Annotated in this window: 17 protein-coding genes and 1 pseudogene; 5 read left to right on the forward strand and 13 right to left on the reverse strand. The window is 72.7% G+C overall.

Annotation, left to right across the window (positions count from 1 at the left end):
- Window positions 1-125 precede the first annotated feature (125 nt).
- Complete coding sequence (locus CP981_RS35900) at window positions 126-1,184, forward strand: AMP-binding protein (RefSeq protein WP_085926569.1); 1,059 nt, start codon at window positions 126-128, stop codon at window positions 1,182-1,184.
- Window positions 1,184-2,545 (forward strand): aldehyde dehydrogenase family protein, encoded by a 1,362-nt coding sequence (locus tag CP981_RS35905; protein WP_085926570.1) that lies wholly within the window; start codon window positions 1,184-1,186, stop codon window positions 2,543-2,545. The genes CP981_RS35900 and CP981_RS35905 overlap by 1 nt, the downstream gene beginning before the upstream one ends.
- Before the next feature lie 45 nt (window positions 2,546-2,590).
- On the opposite strand, the gene CP981_RS35910 is transcribed toward CP981_RS35905, so the two are convergent.
- The 3 genes from CP981_RS35910 to CP981_RS35920 all read right to left on the reverse strand — a co-directional run bounded on the left by CP981_RS35910 (window position 2,591) and on the right by CP981_RS35920 (window position 4,775).
- On the reverse strand, window positions 2,591-3,247 hold the full coding sequence (locus CP981_RS35910) for a histidine phosphatase family protein (RefSeq protein WP_085926571.1): 657 nt from the start codon (window positions 3,245-3,247) through the stop codon (window positions 2,591-2,593).
- Window positions 3,248-3,340: 93 nt separating this feature from the next.
- A complete protein-coding gene (locus CP981_RS35915; RefSeq protein ID WP_085926572.1) occupies window positions 3,341-4,222 on the reverse strand; it encodes an LLM class F420-dependent oxidoreductase in 882 nt (293 codons plus the stop codon).
- A 31-nt stretch (window positions 4,223-4,253) separates the two neighbouring features.
- Window positions 4,254-4,775, reverse strand: a complete 522-nt coding sequence (locus tag CP981_RS35920) for an EF-hand domain-containing protein (RefSeq protein ID WP_085926573.1) — start codon at window positions 4,773-4,775, stop codon at window positions 4,254-4,256.
- Window positions 4,776-5,073: 298 nt separating this feature from the next.
- On the opposite strand from CP981_RS35920, the gene CP981_RS35925 reads away from it, so the two are divergent.
- Window positions 5,074-5,805, forward strand: a complete 732-nt coding sequence (locus CP981_RS35925; RefSeq protein ID WP_085926574.1) for a L,D-transpeptidase family protein — start codon at window positions 5,074-5,076, stop codon at window positions 5,803-5,805.
- A gap of 7 nt (window positions 5,806-5,812) precedes the next feature.
- Here CP981_RS35925 and CP981_RS35930 read toward each other — a convergent pair whose 3' ends face one another.
- Both CP981_RS35930 and CP981_RS35935 read right to left on the reverse strand, forming a co-directional pair.
- Window positions 5,813-6,205 carry a thiol-disulfide oxidoreductase DCC family protein gene (locus CP981_RS35930; protein WP_085926575.1) on the reverse strand — a complete coding sequence of 131 codons (393 nt, stop codon included), beginning with the start codon at window positions 6,203-6,205 and terminating at the stop codon, window positions 5,813-5,815.
- Between the two features lie 92 nt (window positions 6,206-6,297).
- Entirely contained in the window at window positions 6,298-6,801 is a 504-nt protein-coding gene (locus CP981_RS35935) for a C40 family peptidase (protein WP_085926576.1), read from the reverse strand.
- Between the two features lie 342 nt (window positions 6,802-7,143).
- Between CP981_RS35935 and CP981_RS35940 the strand changes: the two genes are divergently transcribed.
- Window positions 7,144-7,647, forward strand: coding sequence for a metallophosphoesterase family protein (locus CP981_RS35940; protein WP_085926577.1), 504 nt, complete (start codon window positions 7,144-7,146; stop codon window positions 7,645-7,647).
- Between the two features lie 28 nt (window positions 7,648-7,675).
- Here CP981_RS35940 and CP981_RS35945 read toward each other — a convergent pair whose 3' ends face one another.
- The 7 genes from CP981_RS35945 to CP981_RS35975 all read right to left on the reverse strand — a co-directional run bounded on the left by CP981_RS35945 (window position 7,676) and on the right by CP981_RS35975 (window position 21,111).
- Entirely contained in the window at window positions 7,676-8,185 is a 510-nt protein-coding gene (locus CP981_RS35945) for a mycothiol transferase (RefSeq protein ID WP_085926578.1), read from the reverse strand.
- Window positions 8,186-8,380: 195 nt separating this feature from the next.
- Entirely contained in the window at window positions 8,381-11,233 is a 2,853-nt protein-coding gene (locus CP981_RS35950) for a condensation domain-containing protein (RefSeq protein WP_085926579.1), read from the reverse strand.
- Complete coding sequence (locus CP981_RS35955; RefSeq protein WP_244329948.1) at window positions 11,223-13,079, reverse strand: non-ribosomal peptide synthetase; 1,857 nt, start codon at window positions 13,077-13,079, stop codon at window positions 11,223-11,225. Before CP981_RS35955 ends, CP981_RS35950 begins: the two co-directional genes overlap by 11 nt.
- A 58-nt stretch (window positions 13,080-13,137) precedes the next feature.
- Window positions 13,138-15,063 (reverse strand): non-ribosomal peptide synthetase, encoded by a 1,926-nt coding sequence (locus CP981_RS35960; RefSeq protein ID WP_085926580.1) that lies wholly within the window; start codon window positions 15,061-15,063, stop codon window positions 13,138-13,140.
- Window positions 15,060-18,260, reverse strand: a complete 3,201-nt coding sequence (locus CP981_RS35965) for a non-ribosomal peptide synthetase (protein ID WP_085926581.1) — start codon at window positions 18,258-18,260, stop codon at window positions 15,060-15,062. The genes CP981_RS35960 and CP981_RS35965 overlap by 4 nt, the downstream gene beginning before the upstream one ends.
- A 143-nt stretch (window positions 18,261-18,403) precedes the next feature.
- Window positions 18,404-19,699: a condensation domain-containing protein gene (locus CP981_RS35970; RefSeq protein WP_085926582.1), complete on the reverse strand. Its 1,296-nt coding sequence runs from the start codon at window positions 19,697-19,699 to the stop codon at window positions 18,404-18,406.
- Between the two features lie 104 nt (window positions 19,700-19,803).
- Window positions 19,804-21,111: an MFS transporter gene (locus CP981_RS35975; RefSeq protein WP_085926583.1), complete on the reverse strand. Its 1,308-nt coding sequence runs from the start codon at window positions 21,109-21,111 to the stop codon at window positions 19,804-19,806.
- Between the two features lie 541 nt (window positions 21,112-21,652).
- Here CP981_RS35975 and CP981_RS35985 point away from each other — a divergent pair.
- Window positions 21,653-21,817, forward strand: a pseudogene (locus CP981_RS35985) (agmatine deiminase family protein); the annotation flags it as partial.
- An 86-nt stretch (window positions 21,818-21,903) separates the two neighbouring features.
- On the opposite strand, the gene CP981_RS35990 reads toward CP981_RS35985, so the two are convergent.
- Window positions 21,904-22,725 (reverse strand): class I SAM-dependent methyltransferase, encoded by an 822-nt coding sequence (locus CP981_RS35990; protein ID WP_085926584.1) that lies wholly within the window; start codon window positions 22,723-22,725, stop codon window positions 21,904-21,906.
- Between the last annotated feature and the right edge of the window lie 11 nt (window positions 22,726-22,736).

The following is a 22,736-nucleotide window of genomic DNA, read 5'->3' on the forward strand; positions in this document are numbered from 1 at the left end:
CGTGCGGCGAGCGCCGCTTCAACTCCGCGTTCTGCGAATCGAGTTCACCGATCCGGGCCTGAGCGGATCACGTCATCGATCTAGCAGTTTCCAGGCATTTGTTCCATTCTTCGAGAGGAAAATCCATGGTCGAGCACACTGACGGAGAGTTCGTCCGGGAGATGATGCGGTGGCACTTCAGTCCGGAGACCGGGTCATCGTTCTGGCTGAAACGGGCCGAGACCCTCGGTTTTGATCCGCTGACCGAGGTGCGGGATTTCGGCGATCTCGGCTTGTTTCCCAACGTGGTGGACGAGCTGCGCGATGTCGGCGTCCGTGAACTGATTCCCCGTGGCTACGGTGACGAGCACGGAGCGTCCGTCTACGAAAGCGGCGGCACCACAGGACAGCCCAAGCGTGTGATGTACAGCGCGGAGTGGCACCGGCGCAGCGTCGAATGGTTCAGTGAGCGACTGGATTCTCACGGCGTACCCCGGAATGTCGACTGGCTCAGTGCGGTTCCCACCGGGCCGCACAATGTCGGAGCGATGGCGGTCGACACCGCGATGCTGCGGGGCGGTCTGAACTTCAGCATCGATCTGGACCCGCGTTGGGTGAAGAAGCTGATCGGGCAAGGCAATACGGACATGGCCAGCGCCTACACCGACCATCTCATCGAACAGGTCGGCTACATCCTGGCCAGCCAGGATGTGGGCGTCCTCTTCGCCACCCCGCCGATGCTGGAGCGCCTCGCGCAGCACGACGACCTGGTCGAGTTGGTGAACCGGAAGGTCCGCGCGATCATCTGGGGCGGCACCCATCTGGACGCCGACACCCGGGATCTGCTGCGCGACGAGGTGTTCGCAAGCGCCACGTTCGTCGGCGGGTACGGCGGCACGATGATGCTGGGGACATCGGTGGAGCGACCCGGCCTCGGTGCCGACGAGCCGTGCGTGTTCGACTCCTTCGCTCCGTACACCACGTTCCGGGTGGTCGACCCCGACACCGGACGGGTTGTTCCGTACGGCGAGCGCGGGCAGATCGTTCTGCATCACATGAGCCGAAGTGCCTTGCTGGTCAACAACATCGAGCGGGACTACGCAACCCGGATCGCACCGGTGGACGGCGGCTTCGGTGATGCGGTCGCGGATGTCGCACCCGTGGCGTCCTTCGGCGACACGGCCGTGGTCGAGGGCGTGTACTGATGCCGTCCCTGGATGTCCTCGGCCCCGGCGGCCCCTATCGGTCCCGGCGCCAGGAGACCATTCGAGATCTGGCCGGAAAGCCGGCCGCGACACTGAGTCTCGCGCCCTCGCTCTACGTCACCCGCGCGATAAAGGCCTTGCGCCGAGCGCCTGCGCTACCCGTCGACACACGGATCGCGGCGCTCGCACAGGCGGGCCGGGCTTTCGCCACGCAGACGATCGCGGGACTGACGGCGCAGGAGTATCAGCACACCGTCAGCGCGGTCACCGGGATACCGATCACGGTGGTGCGCAATGCCACCGACGACATCGCGCGGGCCGCCGAGCGGATCCACCTCAACGTGGAGAACGCACGGCCGGCCGGTGCGGTCCGCTCGTGGCGCGATCCGAAGGCCCGGGACGGTGCGGCGGTCTGGACCCGGCGTGGTGAGGTATTCGCCGTCCATGCGGCGGGCAATCACCCTGCGGTGCACCAGGGTTGGCTCGATGCCCTCGCGCTCGGCTATCGCGTTGCCGTGCGTCCCTCCCGTCGTGAGCCGTTCACCCCGCATCGGCTGGTCACTGCCCTGCGCGAGGCCGGTTTCGGCGACGAGGGAGTCGTGTTGCTGCCCACCGACCACCACGTGGCCGGTGACATCCTCCGGCACGCCGACTTCGGGATGGTGTACGGCGGCGCGGATGTCGTGGCCAAGTACGCGGGCGATCCACGCATTCTTCCGCAGGGCCCCGGGCGCTCCAAGGTCCTCATCACCGCCGAAACCGAGTGGGAGCCGATCGTCGACACCCTCGTGGAGTCGATCAGCAGTGGTGCGGGCGTCGGTTGCGTCAACGCCACCGGCGTACTGGTCGAGGGCGACCCCGCCCCCGTGGCCGCGGCGATCGCCGAACGCCTCGCCGCGCTGCCCAGCCTGCCCGCGACGGACGAACGCGCAGTTCTGCCCGTGATGCCCGTCGATCCCGCCCGCCGGTGGGACAAGCATCTGCGGCAGCGGGCAGCGGGTGCCAAGGCGTGGCTCGGCGGTGACGGTATCGCCGACGATCTCGGCGATGGTTCCGCGGTGCTCCGGCCGGCGGTGCACCAGCTCGACAGCCCGTTCGCCGAACAGCTCGGGATGGAGTTGGGCTTCCCCTGTGCGTGGGTGGCACCGTGGGACCGCGACGCCGGAGTCCGGCCGCTGCGCGACACCCTCGTCCTCACTGCCGTCACCACCGACGCGAACCTGATCGACGAGTTGGTGGCCGAGCCGACCATCGCCAACGTCTACGTCGGTGACCATCCGACACCGTGGATGGGGCACGGACTGCCGCACGACGGCTATCTCGCTGAATTCCTCATGCGCACCAAGACGATTCGATGCTGACCGACGTGGGGGCCGTGCCGAGCACGGCCCCCACGGTTTATGAGGTCAGCGGTGGTCCGCCAGGTGCGAGGTGTCGTTCAGCAGTCGCACCGACGCATGCCCCTCCCCGTCATAGGCCACGGCCGACAGCGAGGCGGCCGCCAGCTCCATCCGGAACAGCGACCCGGGCGGTGCGCCCAGCGCCAGCCGAACCAGCGTCCGCAACACCCCGACATGCGAAACGACCAGCACCGTCTGCCCCTCGTACCGCGTCAGGAGCCGGTCCCGCGAGCGCGCGGCCCGGCGCGCCACCGCGGTGAAGGTCTCCCCGGTTCCGCCCGGCACCGCCGCCGGAGAGGCGAGCCACGCTGCCATCTCGTCCGGGTAGCGTTCGCGCACCTCGGCGAACGTCAGTCCCTCCCAGGCACCGAAATCCGCTTCACGGAGCCCTTCATCGACGTGGACTTCCAGGCCCAGCCGTCGTGCCGCTGCCTCGGCCGTCTGCTGGGCCCGGCGCATCGGTGAGGACACCACCGCCTGCACCGCGCCGCGTGCCACGAGCCTCCTCCCGGCGGCCTCGGCCTGCCGCTCCCCGGTCTCCGACAGCGCCGGATCAAAGCCGCCGCTGCCGGACAACCGCTTCTCCGGTGTCAGCGCCGTCTCACCGTGGCGTAGCAGCAAAAGGGTTGTGGAGGTGCCCTGGTCGGCGAGCGCGAGATTCACGCCGACCGTTTCACGACTGGCTCTGGAGCAGATACGCATCGGGACACCCCTTTCGATCCTTCGATTCTTTCGCCCCTTTCGATCACGGCCAGTTCAGCGGAGCGCGGCGATGACCGGCGCGAAGTTCTCCATGTTGTATTCCATGACCGTGAAATAGGTGAAGCCGTAGCGTTCGCTGCGTTCCTTGATTTGTTGCGCCATCTCCGCCGGGGTGCCGATCAATACACTGGGCAGCTCCTCGGGGCTGTGCGGTGCGTCGGGCGACAGCGGCGCGAACCTGTCGGGCATTGCGGAGGCTTCGGCGGGCGGAATCACCTGCTGCACCAGGATATTCAGCTCCACAGCGTCGGCGCGGTCACCGAGCAGGCCGCGCACGTAGGCGAGACGTTCTTCCATCTGCGCGACTCCGGCCAGATGGAGTTCGTCACCGGTGGTGCTGGCCCAGCCTCCGGGGAAGGCGATGATGTCGGCGTGTGCCGCGGCCAGCCGCAGCAGCCGGTCGCCCCAGCCCGCAATCAGCAGTGGTGGTCCGGATGGTTGGGCTGGACGCGGCTGATATTCCGTGTCCGCAAACAGACCACGCAACGTGGTGACAGTCTGTTCCAGCTGCTCAACTCGCCTTCCGCCGCTGGGGAACGGTATCCCCGCGGTGTCGAACTCGGCCTTCACATAGCCTGCGCCGAGCCCGAGTTCCATACGCCCGTCGATGAATTGATCGGTGCTCGCCACATCACGCGCGAGAAGGACAGGGTTGTAGAACGGCGTGTTCAACACGAACGTACTCAGCCGTACCCGCTCGGTCGCTTCGGCTGCGAGCACCATTGCTGGAAACGGAGCGGAGAATTCCAGGTGATCGGCCACTCCGACAACATCGAAACCGAGTTCCTCGGCTCTTCGGCACTTCGCGCTCCACTCGCGTCGCGAACCGGGAACGAACATGTTGACACCGAAGCGGAAGGGGCGCTGTAAAGGCATTGTGTCTGTTTACCACACGATGATCTTCCCGTCATCGGTCGAGGTGGCGACCGTGGCCCCGTTCCGGGGGCAGCTGATCTACGTCCCAGGCCTCGACCAGCAGCCGCCCGTCGCCGTCCCGGTCCAGTGCCGTGAAGGCCTCCGCCGCCTGTGCGGCCGAGTACCCGGCCGCGAGGTGCACCACCGCGAAGTCCTCCCGACTGACCACACCGTCCCCGTCGGCGTCGGCTAGGGCGACGGTCGCGGCGATCGACGGTCCCACGACCTGGCCGAGGGTCCCCGACGTACCCGCTCGTGCGAACGCCGCGACGAACTGCTCCCGGTTCAGCCGCCCCGTGGCGTCGATCTGCGCCAGCGCGGCGAGCTGCTCGAAGGTGTGGCGCATCCCCGCATCCAGCGCCCGCGCCTTGGGGGAGTCCGCCGGCTCACCCACGGCGTCCGTCAGCAGCCGGGCCCGGTCGGTGAAGTCCTGGGCGGTCAGATAGCCGTCGCCGTCGGTGTCGTACATGGCGAAGCGGTGCTCGTACTCCGCGCGCACTGGATCGGTGATCATGCGTCGTCCCTTCTGGGCGGGGGTGGCTCCTGACGGAGCCCGGGAAGGCGGCCGTCCGCGGGTGCCGCGACGTCCGCCATGAGCACATTAAGTGGTTATGTGACAGCGAAGGGTTATCGGGAGGGGTGTGTTCGGCGTCTCGGTCCGTTGCCCCGAGAAGGGCTCGGTGCTGTAGGCGGTCCCGCTTCCCTGGTGGACCGGACGCCGCTCCGTCCACCAGGGGCACGGTTTCGCGTACCAGATATTTCGGGTCGGTCACGCCTGCAACCGGCGGGTCGGGCAAACAGTCCTACGGGGCATGAAAAGACGACTGAACCTGCGTGTCCCGCGGTCCGGCGCCGGTCGTCGGGCGGGCGCGGCGCTCGCCCTCACGGCGCTGACCGTTCCGCTGACGGTGGCCTTCGGCTCCACGGCTCAGGCCGCCGCCGCGTCTTCGTGCACCGCGAGCCGTGGCCCCTACCAGAAGGAGGCCGAGAAGTTCCTCGGCCTGCGGATGGACGGCCGCCAGTCGGCCGCCGACTGCCGGGCGATCCGTGCCTTCCAGACCAGCCACGGCATCACCCCGAACATCGGCTACGCCGGACCCGTCACCTGGGGCGTGATGCGCGTCGTGGCACAGCAGCAGGCGGCCGGGCACAACCCCAACAAGGCGGGGCACTGCCCCACCAACAAGGGGCGGATAGCCTGCGTCGACCTGACCCGCCAGCTCAGCTGGATCCAGGACGGCGGGAAGCTGGTCTTCGGGCCGGTCCCGGTCCGTACGGGCCGCGACGGTTACGAGACCCGCACCGGCGCCAAGAAGATCTACTGGCGCCATCTGCACCATGTGTCGACCCTCTATGACGTGCCCATGCCGTACAGCCAGTTCTTCGACGGCGGGCAGGCCTTCCACTCCATCAGCGGCAGTGTCTGGTCGGCACCCGGCTCGCACGGCTGCGTCAATATGCGCAGCAACGATGCGAAGAAGTACTGGTCGCTGCTCAAGAATGGTGACGACGTCTACGTCTACGGCCGGAAGTCCGGCACCTGACGGGTCGTCACTTCGGCTGGGCGGCGGGGGAGGGCGGCAGTGCACAGGCCGCCGTCCCGCCCGGCATCCGATGCCGGTTGCGCGCGATCAGCCGGTACACCCCATGGGCGGCCCAGCGGAGGGGCGGGAGGGTGAGCAGCGCGCCCACCACCGGCCACCCGCGGGGCGCGCTCAGCAGCAGCTTGGCGACCGCCTGCGCGCCACCGTGCACGGCACCGGTCGGCGTCACCCACAGCACTTCGTGCTCGGCGCGACGCCGGCTGATGCCGAGCTCGGTGAGATCGGTGAACTGCCAGGGCGTGGCCGCACAGCGCGGACGCAGCCGCCGTTCCGCGAACCGCACCGAGGACGTACAGAAGGCGCAGTCGCCGTCATAGACAAGAACGGGTTGCTGCCGCATGGTCCCGTCACCCCTCGCATCGGTGGCATCAATGATAGGCGCCACGCTACCGGGAGGAATTCCGGGTGCGGTCGGGTGCGTCCGCGCGAGGGTCAGTCGGCCAGCAGGTTGTACAGGGCCATCGGTGTCACATAGCCCGGCCAGCGGCCGTCCGCGAACAGATGGACACCGGCGTCCTGATAGGTCTGGTCGACGAGTTGGGAGCAGATCATGTGCCCGGTGCTCGCCACATAGCGGCGCAGCCCCGGAAGGGGCAGGTGGAAGCGGTGCGCGGCGATCGCCAGATAGTCGAGGAAGCTGTAGGGCACCCCGGCATAGGCGGTGGCCGCCGCGCAGATCGCGGTGCGCTGCTGTTCGGTGAGCCCTTCCGGGCAGACGTAGCACACCGGGGTGCCGTCGTAGGCGGTGAGCGGTTTGATGTCGGCCCCGCCCGGCTCGGCTTCCAGCAGCCGGCCGTCGGGCAGGACGAGAAAGGCGTGTTGATAGTCGGCGAAACCGTCTCCGTTGATCCATTGTCCGAAGCGGATCAACCGGCCGGTGATGCCGGATATTCGGGTGAGTCCGATGTCGCCGGGCAGAGGATGCGTATGCCTCATGAGCAGCTCCCGGGAGCACAAGGGGTTCTCTATGTCATACCCGGTCTCCGGCCGTGCGCACCGCGTCCGGGAAAATGCCGGTCCGTATTTCCCTGCCATCCGGCTTTCCTTGTGGGGCAGATGATGAATTCGGATACCAGAGGGGGAAGGGAATTCTGCGGCGCGACGGGGTACGGATTCCCGCCGGAGAGCCGGCTCCGGGCCGGGGACATCGCCCGCTCCGCCTCTTCATGGTCACCCAGCCGCCCCATGTGACGATCAATGAGCTCACCGTGCGGCCCACCGCCCAGGAACGCTGACCGCCCGGCCCGCGTCCGTGAGCACGGCCCGAGGAGAGTTCCCGTGCGACTCCTGCTCCTGTCCGACACCCATCTGCCCCGGCGCGCCAAGGCGCTGCCGCCCCAGCTGCTCGACGAGCTGCCGGGCGCCGATGTCGTCGTGCATGCCGGTGACTGGGTCGACACCGCCACCCTGGACCTGCTGGCGGGCAGGGCCCGGCGGCTGATCGGGGTGTACGGCAACAACGACGGCCCGGAACTGCGGGCGCGGCTGCCCGAGGTGGCGTACGCGGAACTGGCGGGGGTACGGCTCGGTGTGGTGCACGAGACCGGCCCCGCGCAGGGCCGGGAGCGCCGGTGCGCCGAACGGTTCCCCGAGCTCGATGTGCTGGTCTTCGGACACAGTCACATCCCCTGGGACTCCACGGCCGGCGGCCGGCTGCGCCTGCTCAACCCGGGTTCGCCGACCGACCGCCGCCGGCAGCCGTACTGCACCTATATGACGGCGGAGATCACGGGCGGCCGGCTCACCGCTGTGGAGCTGCACCGCCTGCCCCGCAGACGATGAGCGCGCGGCGGCCCGCCCGGTCCGGTGCTCAACGGCCGAGCAGGCCCCGCACATAGGCCGCCTGCCCGGCGTGCTGGAGGTCGTCGGCGACGACGCTGACGAGCCGGACGCCCAGGGTGACGGGCGGCGTCCAGGCGCGGTCGACGACGCGCTTCATGTCCTTGTCGTCGACCCCGGCGAGGTACTGCACGGTGTTGTCGTGGACCGCGCCGTGATAGCCCATCAGCAGCTCATCGGTCAGGTCCTGTACAGCCGCCACTTCCTTGGCGGAGTGGCCGTAGCCGGTGTCGTCGGGGGAGAAGGGCAGGCCGAAGCGGTCGTACCAGCCGTCCGAGATCCAGATCTGCTCGGTGCCGGCCACACCCGCGAGGTGGTCGTCCTGGATCCGGGTGAGATGCCAGACCAGCCAGCCGATCGAGTTGCCGCCGTCCTCGGGGCGGGTACCGAGCTCATCGGGGTCGAGCCCGGTGACCGCGTCCTCGACGCTCTCCCGGATACGTCCGAAGGCATCGACGAGCAGATCCGTGCTGGCATTCATGGGGGGCTCCTTTGCGGCGACGGAGGGCGTCAGCCCGGCAGCCCGCCCATGGTCGCAAGCCGAGCGCGGGAATCGGCGAGGGGCAGGCCGGGGAAGTGGTGATTTCCCGGCGCGCCCCGTCCCCGCAAGGCGTGACGACAGCTGCGCCCGGTGGCCGAGGGGGCCACCGGGCGCAGCGTCGTCACACCGATCGGGTCATCGCTCGGACGGGCCGGCCATCTCGGCCAGTACGGAGCGCCAGTCCTCGCCCGGCTGGAGGCGCAGGGACGGGGACAGCCGGTCGGCGTGGTAGTGCCAGCGGTGGTCGAGGTCCGGGTGGACCTCGTCCGCTTCGAGGATCTCGCTGTCACTGCCGAGCAGTCCGGTCAGCGTGGCGGCGAGGTCCTGCCAGGTGACATGGCCGCTGACGGCGTTGGCGACGCCGTGCACGGGGGCATCCAGGCAGGAGACCACGGACCGGGCCAGGGCCGCGGCGTGCACCCAGGCCGCGCCGTACCAGGCATGGCCACCGGTACCCGGCCGGGGCAGCACCAGCGGCCGGCCCTCCCGTGCGGCCTGGTAGAGCAGACCCGTCGCACCCCAGCGCAACTGGTCCCGCAGCCGCTGGTGCGGGCCCCAGACGAGGGGGGAGCGGACGGCGCTCGCCCCGCCCCGTCCCTGCGAACCGGCGGCCCGCAGCAGCAGCGCTTCACAGTCGAGCTTCGCCTGCCCGTACGGGCTCAGCGGCTGCCCCGGGGCGGACTCCTCCGCCACCCACTCACCGGCGGGGTGTCCATAGGCGTCCACACTGCTGACGAAGACGAACGGACCGCGCGACCAGGCGCCGACCATCGCCGCCATCGCCGTCACATCGACCTCGGGGCGGGTGAACGTACAGGCCGCGTGGATGACCGCATCGGCGCTCTCGACGGCCTTGCGCAGCCCGTCCACGTCGGTGAGGTCGCCCTCGATGACGTCCACCCCGTCACCGGCGACCAGATGCGCGGATTCGGGGCGGGCCAGGGCCAGCACCGGGCGGCCCTGTGCGGCCAGTTCGCGCAGCACGAAGGCGCCGACCCCGCCGGTGCCGCCGGTGACCAGGACGGTGCCCTCGCGCGAGCGCCGGGGACGGGCCGCGGTGACCGTGGGCGCGGCGGCCCGCTCCGCCGCGCGGGCGTCCAGCAGCGCGGTGACCGCGCGCGGGGTGCGGGCCTGCATGATGTCCAGGCCGGTCAGCGGCAGTGTCAGCGTCTGGCGCAGCCGCTCGGCGAGCTGCACGGCGACCAGCGAGTGACCGCCGAGGAGGAAGAAGTCGTCATCCGGACCGGGCTGACGGCCCAGCAGCGCGGTGAAGCCCTCGGTCACGGCCTCGGCGCGGGCGCCTTCCGGGGCGGGCGCGGACGGCAGACCGGGCAGCCGGGCCGGGTCGGGTGCACCGTCGGCCGTCCGCGGCAGCGTGTCCAGCAGCATCACCGCGGCGGGCACCAACTCCGGAGCCAGCGCCGCCCGCAGACGGGAGCGGAGCTCGGCCGGGGTGGGGCCGCCGATCCCGCGCAGCACGGCATAGGCCAGGAGGGGGCCGCCGGCCGGTGTGAGCACCGCGGCCTCGGCCACCCCGGGGTGTGCGCGCAGCAGGGCCTCGGCCGGATGTGCGTCGGTCTCGTTGCGCGGCGTCGGTATCGCACCCGGCAGCTGGGACAGCCGCAGGTTTGGGTCGTCGGCGACGGCGGTGAGCAGCGCGCCGTAGTGCGTACCGAGAGCGGCCGCCGCTTCCTCGTCCAGCGCGGCCCGGCCGTACTGGACGAGGCCGGCGGGGGCGTCGGTGTCCACCAGCGCGAAGGAGAGGTCGAACTTGGCCTCGTCGGCGCCGACCTCGACGTACTCACTCACCGTGCCCGGCAGCCGCAGGGTGGTGGGCTCGCCCAGGACGTCCGCGCTGACCCGTATCAGGGCCGTGCCGTCCGTGTCGCGGGCGGCCGCCCCGAGCCGTTCCAGGATGAGGTCGAAGGGCACCTCGCGGCTCTGCTGGGCGTCGAGCAACGCCTCCCGTACGCGCTCCACGAGCGAGGTGAAGGACGGGTCGCCGCCCGCGTTCACCCGGACCGGGAGGGTGTTGACGCACAGGCCGACCAGGCCGCGCATCTCCGCGCCCTGCCGGTGGCTGCCCGCGACGCCGATGACCAGGTCGTCCTGGCCGGTGAAGCGGTGCAGGGCGGCGAAGCCCGCGGCCAGGGCCACGGTGAACAGGGTGGCCCGGTGCTCCCGGCCCAGCTCCCGCAGGGCCGCCGGCACCCGCGGGTCGAGCGGGGCGGTGTGTGTTCCGGCGGACCGGGCGCCACTGTCGGCGGGCGGCTGCGCGGGGCGGGGCAGACGCAGCGGGGAGATGCCGTCGAGGCGGGCCTCCCAGTGGCGCAGGCCCTGTTCGAGGCGGTCGGCGGCGGCCTGCTCCCGCCGGGCGAAGTCCGCGTACTGCGGGGGAGCCGGCTGCTCGGCGGCGGGGCCCCCGGTGGCGGCCGCGTAGAGCGTGGCCAGTTCCCCGGCGACCGTCTCCAGCGAGGCGCCGTCCAGAGCGATGTGATGGAACGTCAGCAGAACGGTGTGGTCCTGCGGTCCGTGCCGCAGGACCAAGGCGCGCGGTACGGGGCCGGCGGCGAGGTCGAACGGGCGGTGCGCCTCCTCGGCCAGCAGGGCGCCGGTGCCGTCGGCGGCCGTCTCCACGACGCGCAGCGTCATCGCCTCGGGTGCGGGCAGCACCTCCTGGTAGGGCTCGCCGTCCCGCTGCCCGTACCGGGTGCGCAGAATCTCGTGGCGGCGCACCAGGGTTGTCAGCGCGGAGGCCAGCGCGTCCAGGTCGAGCGGACCGCGCAGCCGGGTGGCGAACGGCACGCTGTACGAGGCGCCGCCCTGGCCCAGCCGGTCCATCAGCCACATCCGGCGCTGGGCGTGGGAGAGCGGTGCGGGCCCGTGGTGGACGGCCTCGGGGGCGGGAGCGGGGCGGGCGGCGCGGGAGCGCGCCCGGCGCAGCAGCTCCTCCTGGAGCGCCGCTGCGGTGGGGGTGTCAGTGGGCATCGGTGTCCTCCGGGGCGCCGGGGCGCAGATCGCTGTGCGCGGCGAGCAGGGCCCGCTCGACCAGCGTGGCGTGTCCCGCCACCGTGGGGGTGGCGAAGAAGTCGGCGAGGGTCAGCTCGACACCGAGCTCCTCGCGCAGATCGTCGGTGACGGCCAGCGCCAGCAGCGAGTGGCCGCCCAGCGCGAGGAAGTCGGCGTCCGCGCGGGCGACTTCACGGCCCAGCGAACGGCTCCAGATCTCGGCGACGGCCTGCTCCAGCGGGCCGAGCGGACCGGCCGGGGCGCCGGGCGCGTCCGTTGCGACGAGGTCCGTCAGGGCGCGGCGGTCGACCTTGCCGGAGGGCGTGAGCGGCAGCGCGTCGATGAGCCGCACCTCATCGGGCACCAGATGGGCGGGCAGGACGGCGGCGAGCCGCTCGCGCAGCGCGTCAGGGCGGGGGACCGGCCCGGACGCGGCCACGACGAACGCGGCCAGCCGGGCGTCGTCGGGGGAGGGGCGGTGCACGGTCACGGCCGCGTCGGCCACCTCGGGCCGCTCCCGCAGGGCGTGTTCGATCTCCGCCGGTTCGATCCGGAAGCCGCGGATCTTCACCTGGTCGTCGGTGCGCCCGTGGTAGTCGAGCAGCCCGTCCGGGCGCCGGGAGACGAGGTCGCCGGTGCGGTAGAGGCGCCCCAGTTCGGGGTGCTGGACGAAGCGCTCGGCGGTCAGCTCCGGCTGGCCGGTGTAGCCGTGCGCCAGCCGGCTGCCGCCGATCCACAGTTCGCCCTGCGCACCGTCCTCGACCGGCCGGCCGGTGGCGTCGAGGAGATGCACGGCCGCCCCGGCGATCGAACGGCCGATGGGCACCTGGCCGTCGCAGTCGGCGTCGGTGACCCGGTGGGTGGTGGTGAAGGTCGTCGCCTCCGTCGGCCCGTAGCCGTTGACCAGCTCCAGCCAGGGGAAGGCCCGCAGGACCGCGCGGGCATGGTGCGCGGACATGGCTTCGCCGCCGACGATCACCGTGCGCAGCGCCGAGAAGATCCGGGAGCGGCGGCCGGCCAGCTGGTGGAAGAGCGCGGTGGTGAAGAAGGCGACGGTGACGCCGTGCCGCTCCACATGCCGGGCCAGGTCCTCGAACGACGGCCGTTCGTCGGTGCACACCACGACCGCGGCGCCGTTGGCCAGGGCGCCCCACACCTCGAACGTCGAGGCGTCGAAGGTCATCGGGGAGTGGAAGAGCACCCGGTCGCGGGCGGTGAGCGTGAGATACGCGGGGTCGGAGACCAGCTCGGCGATCGCGCTGTGCGGCACCGCCACGCCCTTGGGGCGGCCGGTGGAGCCCGAGGTGAACATGATGAACGCGGTGGCGTCCGGGCCCGGTTCGGCCGCCGGGGCGCAGTCGCCGTCCACCGGCGGCTCACCGGGCAGCGCGAGAGTGGCGCCGGTGAGTGCCGCGGACTCCAGGAGCTTGCTGTCGCCGACGGTCAGCGTCGCGCCCGCTTCGGCGGCCAGGGCCTCGGAACGGGCACGCGGATGCGCCGGGTCGAGCGGCACACACACGGCGCCCGCCCACCACAGCGCGAGCTGGGCGACGACCGTCCGGGCGCAGCGGGGCATCAGCAGGGCGACGGAGTCACCCGGCCCCACACCGTGCGTCCGCAGGTGCGCGGCGAGCGCCCGGCCCGCCGTGACCAGCTGTGCATAGGTGAGCGTGCTGTCGCCGTCCGCCACGGCCAGGGCGTGCGGGGTCCGTGCGGCGTGCCAGGCCACGAGGGCCGGCAGACCGGCCGAGGGCGCGGGCCGGCCGGCCGCGGTGGGCTCACCGGACGGGCGGTGTGCGGGGGACGGGGTGCCTTCGGTGGGCACGGGGCCTTCCTTCCGGGTGTCGGGCAAGGACAAGGACGCGGGGGTGCGGGCGGTCATCTCAGGCACCCGCCGGCTGCCGGGCGGCACGCTCATCGACGAGCCGGGCCACGGCGCGCAGATCCGGCTGGCGGAGCAGCTCGGGGGCGCGCAGCCGTATTCCGCTGTCCTTCTCGATGACGGTCAGCAGCCGGGCGGCGAGCACGGAGGTGCCGCCCGCCTCGGTGAAGTTGTCCGCCAGGGAGGTCCCGGGCCGGCCGAGCACATCGCGGGCGGCGCTCAGCACGAGCCGCTCACCGGGGGTGGCGCCGGCGGGCTCGTCACCGTCCGGGGCGCTCCCGTCCGGGGCGGCGCCGGGACGGGACGCGAGGGACTCGGCCGCCCGACGGGTGAGTTCGGCGCGGTCCACCTTGCCGTTGGCGTCCAGCGGGAAGGAGTCCACGATCCGTACGTCCGAGGGAACGGCCTGCTCGGGCAGCCAGGTCCGCAGGGCCGGCAGCAGCGCGTCCGCGGTGAGCACGGCACCGGCCGCCGCCCGTACGTACGCCACCAGACGGGCCCGGCCGTCGGCGGTGCGCGGCGCGGTGACGACGGCGCTCAGGACCGCCGGGTCCTGCTCGAACGCGGCCTCCACCTCGGCCGGTTCGATCCGCACCCCGCTGACCTTGACCTGGTCGTCGAGGCGGCCGAGGAACTCCAGCTGCCCGTCGGCCGCCATCCGCACCCGGTCCCCGGTGCGGTACACCCGCTCCACACCCGGCAGTTCGAGGCCCTCGGGCACGGCAATGAAGCGGCGCGCGGTCAGCTCGGGGTCCAGATAGCCGAGCGCCAGCCCGCTGCCGCCGATGAGAAGTTCGCCCTCCGTACCGTGCTCGACGGGCCGGCCGTCCGCATCGGCGACGAGCACGGTCACGCCCGGTACGGGGTGGCCGATCGGGGGCGCGGAGTCCGTGCCCGCCACGCTGTCCGTGCCGTGCATGGCGTAGGTGGTGGCGACCACCGTCGCCTCGGCCGGGCCGTAGGCGTTGTGGACGGTGGCGGTCACCTCGGCGCCGGGGCGGCGGCGCATCCGGTCACCGCCGACGAACAGATGACGCAGCCTCAGATCTTGCGGCCAGGGCCGGTCCAGCAGCGGCTCGACCATCGGGGTCGCCGCGACCGCCACCGACAGCCCGGCGGTGCGCCACCAGTCGGCGAGCACCACGGAGTCCCAGCGGACCTCGTCCGGCGCGGGCACCAGCGCCGCTCCGGACGTCAGCCCGGCCCACAGCTCCAGCAGATGAGGGTCGAAGGCGACGCCGATCAGCAGCGACTGCCGGTCACCGGGGCCGAGCCCGGTTGTGGCGCGGTACCAGTCCAGCAGTCCGCCGAGCGCGGGCTCACCGACGGCCACGGCCTTGGGGCGGCCGGTGGAGCCGGAGGTCAGCACGGCGTAGAACGCCCCGGCGGGCGCGGAGTGCGCGGTGGCACCGGGTGCGGCGAAGGCCGCCACGACCGTGGTGGTGGCATTGGTTCCCTCGCCGGGCAGCGCCAGATCCAGCCGGTCGCCCGCCCGGTGCCGGGGCGGCAGCAGCTCCGGATCGCCGATCAGACAGCCGACGTTCAGATCCTCGGTGACGGCGCCGGTGCGGCGCTCCCCGGGGCGGGGCCCCAGCGGCAGATAGACGGCGCCGATCCTGGCGAGCGCGACGGCGGTCACCACGAGGGCGGCCGATCGGTCCAGGCAGACGCCGACCAGGTCCCCGGGCCGTACCCGGGCACGCAGCGCGGACGCGGCCTCGTCGGCGGCGGCGCCGATCTGCCGGTACGTCCAGCTGTGCGCCCCGTCGATCACCGCGGGCGCGTCGGGGGAGCGGCGGACCCACTCCTCGAAGCGGGCCAGGACCTCGGTCGCGCCGTCGGTGGCGGGACGCGCGCCGTGCGCGATGCTGAGCGCACCGGCGGTCGTCGGGGCCGCCGTCCGGGCGGTCATCGGCTGGGTGGTCATCGGGACTCCGTCACGGTGGTCGAGGCGGCGGGAACGGGCGAGGGGCGGCCGGCGGCAGCGGTGCCGACGGCGGCGAGCGCGGCGGCCTGGTCGGTCAGCACCGGGTTCTGGAACAGCAGCCGCAGCGGCGGGCGCTGTCCCAGCCGGGGCTCCAGCCAGGAGGCCAGCTGCGCGGCGAGCAGCGAGTGGCCACCGGACCGGAAGAAGTCCGAGGACACATCGAAGCGCTCGTGGCCCAGGGCCTCGCGCCAGCCCTCGACGAGCAGCGCGGTCATCGGATCGGCCGGCTCCACCGGCTGCCCGGCGCCGGACTCCCCGGCGGGGGCGGCCGGTTCCAGCGCGGCGGCGCTGCGGGTGAGCGCGGTCCGGTTCGGCTTGCCGCCGGCCAGCCGCGGCATGACGTCGAGCCGGGCCCAGCGCCCCGGGACGAGGGCGCTCGGCAGCCGTCGGCTCAGCTCCGTGTGCAACGCCTGCTCGTCCCACGGCCCGTCGTCGTCCGAGCCCTCCAGGAAGCCGACCAGCCGGGGCCCGCCGGGGGCCTCGCGGTCCAGGACGACGGCGCAGGACCGCCCGCCGAGCGCGGCCGAGGCGGCCGCCTCCACCTCTTCCAGTTCGATGCGGTAACCCCGCAGCTTGATCTGGTTGTCCAGGCGCCCCAGGAAGTACAGCAGCCCGTCGAGACCCCGGTAGCCACGGTCACCGGTGAGGTAGACCCGCTCCCCGCCGAGCGCCTCGACGCGGCGGAACCGGGCGTCGGTGGCCTCGGCGTTGCCCACATAGCCCTCGGCCAACCCCGCCCCGGCGATGGCCAGTTCACCGACCGCGCCGTCCGGCAGCGGCCGCTGGTGGGCGTCCAGGACATGGACCCGCTCGCCCGGCAGCTCGGTGCCGAGCGGGATCTCCGCACCCTCGGTGAGGCCGTCCCGGGTGATCTCGTGGACGGTGGAGCTGATCGCTGCCTCGGTGACGCCGTAGACGTTGAGCACGGTGCTGTCGGTGTCGGCCAGGAACGCGCGCAGCGCATCCGCCGGGATCCGCTCCCCGCCGAGCACCAGCAGCCGCGGCGCCCAGTGACCGTCCCGCAGTGCCGGGCGCATCTCCTGACGGGTGGCCAGGAAGTAGCTGGTGGGCAGATTGGCCACCGTGACCCGGGCGGCGACCAGCAGTTCGGCCAGCTCGGTGCCGGTCGGCACCTCGCGCTCGGGGACGACGAGGCAGGCCCCGGCGTACAGCGACGGCAGCACCTCTTCGAGGGCCACATCGAACGACGGCTGGGCGAACAGCAGCACCCGGTCACCCGCACCCAGGCCGAACCGCTCGGCCGCGCCGGTCAGATGGTTCTCCAGCGCCGCGCGGCCGACGGCGACGGGCTTGGGGATGCCGGTCGAGCCGGAGGTGTGAATGAGGTACGCGGCACCGGGCACGGTCTCCGCCGCCCGCGCCGGCGGCAGGACCGCGGCGTCGACGGCGGCCGACGGCAACCCCTCGGGAACGGTGACGGGGGCGTCCGCCGAGGTCAGCACCAGCGCCGGGCGCAGCCGCTCCAGCAGCAGCGCCAGCCGGGCCGGCGGATCGGACGGCGAGAGCGGGCAGTACACCGCCCCCGTCCGCAGACAAGCCAGCAGCGTCACGACCGAGTCGGCACCGCGGGGCAGCACGGCGGCCACCGGCTGACCGGCGGTCACCCCCGCCGCCAGCATCCGCTGCGCGAGCGCCGCGACCCGGTCCGCCAGGTCGCCGTAGGTGAGCCGGCGGGCGCCGACGAGCAGCGCGGGCAGCGAACGGTCGTGGGCGGTGGCGGGGTCGAGCGGGTCGTGACCCGGCGCCTGCGGAGCGGCGGCCGGCAGGGCCGCCGGTACCGGCGGCGGCGCCAGGTCCGCCAGGGCGGTGCCGGGCGCGTCGAGATACGCCCGCAGCAGGTCGAGGAACCGCCCGGCCAGCAGCTTCGCCACATCCTCGCCGAACAGGTCGGCGTCGTAGTCCCAGACCAGCGTCATGCCCGGTGCGCCGTGCCGGGGACCGACGCCGCGGCGGTCGTCCGGCAGCAGCACCACGTCCAGGTCGAACCGGGTGGTGCCGGTGTTGAAGCCCTCGAACAGGGTGATGTCCAGGCCGGGCACCTCGATGTCGGGCAGCTCGGCGTCGTGCGCGCTGAACATCACGTCGAACAGCGGGTTGTCCGCCCCCGAGGTGTGCAGCCCGAGCGCGCGGGTCAGCTCCTGGATCGGCACCTCCTGGTGCGGCAGCGCACGGATGAGGGTGTCGGTCACCTCGTCCATGGACTCCTCGGCCGGGGCGGCCGGGTCCAGCCGGAGCGGGAGCGGGATGGTGTTGACGAACATCCCCACGGCGTCCTCGAAACCGCGCGGACGGTTGCCGACCGCGGTGCCGATCACCATCTGCGCGCGGCCGCTGTGCCGGCGCAGCAGCTCGGCGAACAGCCCGAGGAGGGTGGCGAACGGGGTCAGGCCACGGTCGCGGGCGTGGGCACGCAGGCGCTCCGCCAGATCCGCCCCGATCGACTGGCGCAACTGGCCGCCGTGGTGCCGCCGCCGGGCACCGGGCCGGGCCAGACCGGGCAGCGGCAGGTCGTAGGACTTGTCCCGCAGCGCCTCGGCCCAGAACTCCAGACCGTCCCGGCGCTCCGCGGTCGCCTCGTCCCCGGACCGGGCCCGGACATGGTCGGCGTACGAGGAAGCGGTCGGCAGCTCCACCGGCTCACCCAGGACGCGGCCCCGGTAGACGGTGAACACGTCCCGCAGCAGGATCGCGAACGAGTGGCCGTCGTGGATCAGATGGTGTTCGACGTGGATGAGCCGGTGCCGCTCGTCCGCCAGCCGGACCAGCGTCCAGCGCAGCAGCGGTGCCTCGTAGGTGTCGAGCGGGGTCTCCGCCTCGGTGCGCAGCAGCTCCTGGAACGCGGCCTCCGGGTCCGCCGCCCCGCTCAGGTCCACCGTGCGCAGCCGCGGCGCACAGGCCGCGGCGACCCGCTGTCCCGGCATCGCCCCGGCGACGGCGACGAGTTCCAGCCGCAGACCGGCGTGCCGGTCGAGGGTGGCGGCGAGTCCGTCGCGCAGCGCGTCGGTGTCGAGCGGGCCCCACAGGTCGAGGGCGGCGGTGAAGTTGTAGGCGCGGCTGCCCGGTTGCACCTGTTCGTGCAGCCAGACGATCTCCTGCGAGGAGGAGAGCGGAAGCATGGGCGATCCCTGAGGTCGTCGGGTCTTGGTGTGCTCGGCCGGGGCATGATCGGGCCCGGCCGGTGGGGTGCGCGGACCGCGCCGCGGATCGCGCGGCGGGTCCGGCGGGGTCGGTAGGTGAGGGTGCGGGGCGGGGCCCCGGGTCAGCCGGCCGTCGGCACGGGTGTCCGTACCGCGTCGGCAAGGGCGGCGAAGGCGCGCTCGGCCGCGTGATCGGGGAGGGCCGCGCGGTCCCACACCATGCGCAGCCGCAGCTCCGGGCCCTGGGAGACGGAGACCGCGAAGGGTCCGCGGACCGCCCGGCCGTCGACATGGATCTCCCGGCCGGTCACCCCGCCCAGGCGGAGCGGGGGTTGGCGCCGGGTGTCGTCGACGGTCAGCATGCCGTCGAGCCGGCCGCGCCAGCCGGAGCCGGCCGCGCGGGCGGCGTGCACCACGGCGTCGAAGGGGGTGGCGGCATGGTCCAGGTCGTCCCACCAGGCGGCCGCCGTGGCCGAGGCGGTGGGTGCGTCGCCCGTGGCGGTCGGGAAGACGACGGTGTTGAGGAAGCAGCCGAGTACGGGTGCGGCACCGGCCGGCCGGCCGCCCCACGGGTAGCCGAGCGGCACCACCTGGCCCGCTCCGTACAGCACCGCGGCCGCCGCGCGACAGGCGTTGAGCAGCTCGGGGAAGGGCACCCCGTCGGAGGGCGCGGGTATCCGCAGCGTGGCCGAGCCGCTCGGCGGCGCACCGGGGGAGAGGGGCTCCGGCCGGGCCACGGGGTCCTGTTCGCACACCGTGCGCAGGCGCTCGCCCCAATACGCCATGGCCTCCGGCGCCCCCGCGCGCTCCTCCGCGTCGAGCTGCCGCAGCACGGCGTCTTGGTAGGCGGCCAGTTCGGCCGCGACATCGGCGGGAGCGGGGCCCTCGGCACTCGCGCCCTCGTCGTAGCCGGCGCCGAGTTCCTCGACGAGCCGGGCCAGCGACTGGCCGTCACACGCACTGTGGTCCAGAACGACAGCGAGCACCTCCTCCGTGCCCTCCGGACCGTCCGGCACCAGGAACAGCCGCAGCGGTGCGCCCTCCGGCGCCCACCGGCCCAGCGCCCGGCGCAGCACCGTGGCCGCGTCCTCGCCGGGCGCGCAGGTCTCCTGGATCACCGGGACCTGCGGCCGCTCCAGGCGGAGTACGGGGGTGCCGCGCAGCACGGTGGGCCGGGCACGGAGCACGGGGTGCCGGGCGGCGAGACGGTTCGCGGCCGCCGCGAGGCGTACGGGGTCCACCGTGCCGCGCGGAAAGGCGAAGAACATCGGCACGAGATCCGGCCGGCCGTGGGGGTCCATGGCACGCACCAGCGCGAAGCGACGCTGGGCGCCCGTGACGGGCAGCAGGACCGGGGTGCCGTCACCGGCGTCGAGCCGCCGGAAACGGGCCAGGTACTGGCTCGTGATGCTGAGCACGTGATCCTCTTTGTCGTGACGGTCGCGCATCGCCAGGAGGTGATGCGGGTGGGAAAGCCGTGCGCGGAGAGAGAAGGGCCGGGCCGGAGACGGCGGCCGGCTTGTCAGCTGACGGACGCGGGCTGGGCCGGGTCCGTGGTGTCGGCGGAGGCGTCCTCGGCCGCCCCGGCGGCCGGCAGGTCCCGCATCCGGCGCAGCGGGGAGAGCAGCAGCGGCAGCGGCACGACCAGGAATCCGGCCGCGCACCACGCCAGCGCCGTGCGGGCGCCGAACGCTTCGGCCAGCGCACCGCCGGCCAGGGCGCCGAGCGGCAGGGTGCCCCACATCAGGAACCGCAGGGTCGCGTTCATCCGGCCGAGCAGCCGGGGCGGACACAGCGCCTGACGGAAGCTCACCTGCGCCACGTTGTAGACGACCGCGCCGAAGAACACCACACCGGAGCCGACCGCGAACAGTGCCGCGCCCGCACCCCGCCCGGCGAGCGGCCACAACAGCGCGAACGGGCCGGTGGCCAGCGCGGACAGCCAGATGATCCTGGCCTGGCCGAACCGGGCGGCGAGCCGCCCCGCGCACAGCGCCCCGGCGAGCCCGCCCACCGCCGAGGCGGCCAGCACCAGACCGACCACACCCGGCGCCAGCCCGAGCACCCGGACCAGGAAGACGGACTGGGTGGCCATCAGTGTCGCGGTGAAGAAGTTAGCCAGGCCCGTCGTCACCGCGATCACGCGCAGCAGGCGGTGCCCGAACACGAACCGCAGTCCCTCACCGATGTCCTGGCGCAGGGACGTCCCCGCGACGCGCTCCGGTCGGCTCTCGGGCTGCTTGATCCCCCACAGGAACAGCGCCGAGAGCAGATAGCCGACCGCGTCGGCGACGATGGCGAGTGAGGCCCCGAGCAGCTGGACGAGACCGCCGCCGAGCCCGGGACCGGCCACCTGCGCCGAGGAACGGATGGTCTCCAGCGCCCCGTTGCCCGGGACCAGCTGATCCTTGGGCAGCAGGTGCGGCACAAAACTCTGGTGCGCCACGTCGAAGAAGACCGTCGCCACACCGGTGACCAGGGCGACGAGATACAGCTGAGCCATCGTCAGCACCCCGGCGACGGCGGCCAGCGGGATGCTGGCCATCGCCACGGCCCGTACGACATCGGCCCGGATCATCAGCGGCAGCTTGCGCATCCGGTCGACCCAGGCCCCGGCCGGCAGTCCGACCAGCAGGAACGCGGCGGTCTCCGCGGCCGTGAGCAACCCCACCTGAAAGGCGGGGGCGTTGAGCTCCAATACCGCGACGAGGGGCAGGGCGACCAGGGTGACCTGGGCGCCGAGTTGGCCGGCCGCGGCACCGGCGAGCAGAAGACGGAAATCGCGCAGGCGCAGCGGGCCGCTGGCCGCGGGTCGGGGTATGACGGGCATGCCATGGACCATCGCTGAGCGGCCGATCGATGGTCAAAAACCGATGCCCACTTTCGGTCGCATTTCTTCACTATTTACCCACCAAGACAGAAAATTTTCCGCCAGAAACGGCCATCTGCCGGATGAACGCCACCTGTCGCGCCCCTGGTGGCTGCGGAATCCCATGGTGGGGACCGGGTGAGAACGGGAGATCACGCGCAGAGCGTCACGTGCCGGACTCCGACCGAAAACAGTCGCTGATGTCCGCTTATTCACCGAAGCGCTGAGTTCATCCGCTATGGCAAGCCGCGCCCACGCGGTAAACCGTGCGGTGGCGGGGCCTCTCACCTCTCTGAACACGAGGCTGCCCCCGCCGTGGGGCGGGGGCAGCCAGGGTGCAAGATCGGTCAGACCGGCCGGAGTTCCGTCTCGACGGCGCCCCGGAGCAGCTCATGGGCCCGCTGGAGCGAGGTGGTGCCGCTCAGCCAGCGCTCGCTCAGGCCCTCGACGAGCGCGGTGAGCCGCTCGGCCGCCGCATACGGGTCGGCCCCGGCTCCGTCCGGCCAACGGCGCGGTCGTCATGCCCCGCTTCGGCGACCGGAAGGCCGACGGCCGGGCGGCCGCCATTCTGCGCGAGCAGTATCCGGGGCGGAAGGTCGTACAGGTGCCGGTCGACAACATCGGTGAGGGCGGGGGCGGCATCCACTGCTCCACCCAGCAACTCCCCACGGCGGACGGGCGGTCAGCGGACCGGCGCGGTCCCGCTGACCGTGCCCCGCCGGCTGACGGACCGGACCGTCCGGCGGCGGCACGTCAGAGGTGCCCGTCGCGGACGGCCTCCTCGGTCCGCCAGCCCCACGCGGTGAGCATCCCGGGGGAGAGACCGGCGCAGTCGTCCGACGACAGCTCTCGCCCGGCCCGTTCGATCCGTGCCGCGTCCACCTGCCCCGTCGCCAGCATGGCGTCCCGCGCCCGGTCCCAGGTATCGGCCCAGAAACGGCTGAGGGGGCTGCCGGGAACCAGCGGGGGGACATGGATCTCGGCGGCCACCCGGCTCAGGCCCTCCTCCCGCAACAGATACGGAGAGTCGGGCACCCAGGAGATGTCCGTGCCGATGGACTGCCGGAGCCCGTGCCACATCGCCCGCATGACCGTGGTGTACGGGGTGGCCGGTGCCCCGGCGGTCGTCAGGTCCACGGCGTCGCTGAGCACCAGCACACCACCGGGCGCGACCAGCGAGGCCAGCTTGGTGATCATCCGGCGCCAGGAGCGCAGATGCATCAGCACGAACCGTGTGTGCACCAGCTGGAACCGGCCGGGGTCGAAGTCCGGCGCGGTGATGTCGGCGGTCAGCGTCGACAGCCCCGGTGTCCGGTCGGCGTCCAGGGACCGGGTGTCACGGTCGACCGCGAGGACCGCCGTGACACCCGCCGACTCCAGCAGCCAGCGCGCGAGGGTGCCGGTTCCCGCGCCCACGTCCAGGCAGGACCACCCGGGCCCGGCGCCCAGCGCCGCCAGCCGGGCCGTGCTCACCTCGTCATAGGCGAGCGCGCCCAGGTCGATACGGTCGGCCTCGCCGGTCTCCTCCGGGCGGAACAGGCCTTCGCCGTAACGCCCGGCTTCGGTACCCCGCACGTGCCCAGTAT

It is taken from the genome of Streptomyces platensis (assembly GCF_008704855.1).
Lineage (GTDB): Bacteria > Actinomycetota > Actinomycetes > Streptomycetales > Streptomycetaceae > Streptomyces > Streptomyces platensis.

What these genes read in the sequence shown, in the direction of transcription:
- CP981_RS35900 (WP_085926569.1), top strand. Translation starts at nt 126, where the DNA reads ATGGTCGAGCACACTGACGGAGAGTTCGTCCGGGAGATGATGCGGTGG.
- CP981_RS35905 (WP_085926570.1), top strand. Translation starts at nt 1,184, where the DNA reads ATGCCGTCCCTGGATGTCCTCGGCCCCGGCGGCCCCTATCGGTCCCGG.
- CP981_RS35915 (WP_085926572.1), bottom strand. Translation starts at nt 4,222, where the DNA reads ATGCCTTTACAGCGCCCCTTCCGCTTCGGTGTCAACATGTTCGTTCCC.
- CP981_RS35920 (WP_085926573.1), bottom strand. Translation starts at nt 4,775, where the DNA reads ATGATCACCGATCCAGTGCGCGCGGAGTACGAGCACCGCTTCGCCATG.
- CP981_RS35925 (WP_085926574.1), top strand. Translation starts at nt 5,074, where the DNA reads ATGAAAAGACGACTGAACCTGCGTGTCCCGCGGTCCGGCGCCGGTCGT.
- CP981_RS35930 (WP_085926575.1), bottom strand. Translation starts at nt 6,205, where the DNA reads ATGCGGCAGCAACCCGTTCTTGTCTATGACGGCGACTGCGCCTTCTGT.
- CP981_RS35935 (WP_085926576.1), bottom strand. Translation starts at nt 6,801, where the DNA reads ATGAGGCATACGCATCCTCTGCCCGGCGACATCGGACTCACCCGAATA.
- CP981_RS35945 (WP_085926578.1), bottom strand. Translation starts at nt 8,185, where the DNA reads ATGAATGCCAGCACGGATCTGCTCGTCGATGCCTTCGGACGTATCCGG.
- CP981_RS35950 (WP_085926579.1), bottom strand. Translation starts at nt 11,233, where the DNA reads ATGCCCACTGACACCCCCACCGCAGCGGCGCTCCAGGAGGAGCTGCTG.
- CP981_RS35960 (WP_085926580.1), bottom strand. Translation starts at nt 15,063, where the DNA reads ATGACCACCCAGCCGATGACCGCCCGGACGGCGGCCCCGACGACCGCC.
- CP981_RS35965 (WP_085926581.1), bottom strand. Translation starts at nt 18,260, where the DNA reads ATGCTTCCGCTCTCCTCCTCGCAGGAGATCGTCTGGCTGCACGAACAG.
- CP981_RS35975 (WP_085926583.1), bottom strand. Translation starts at nt 21,111, where the DNA reads ATGCCCGTCATACCCCGACCCGCGGCCAGCGGCCCGCTGCGCCTGCGC.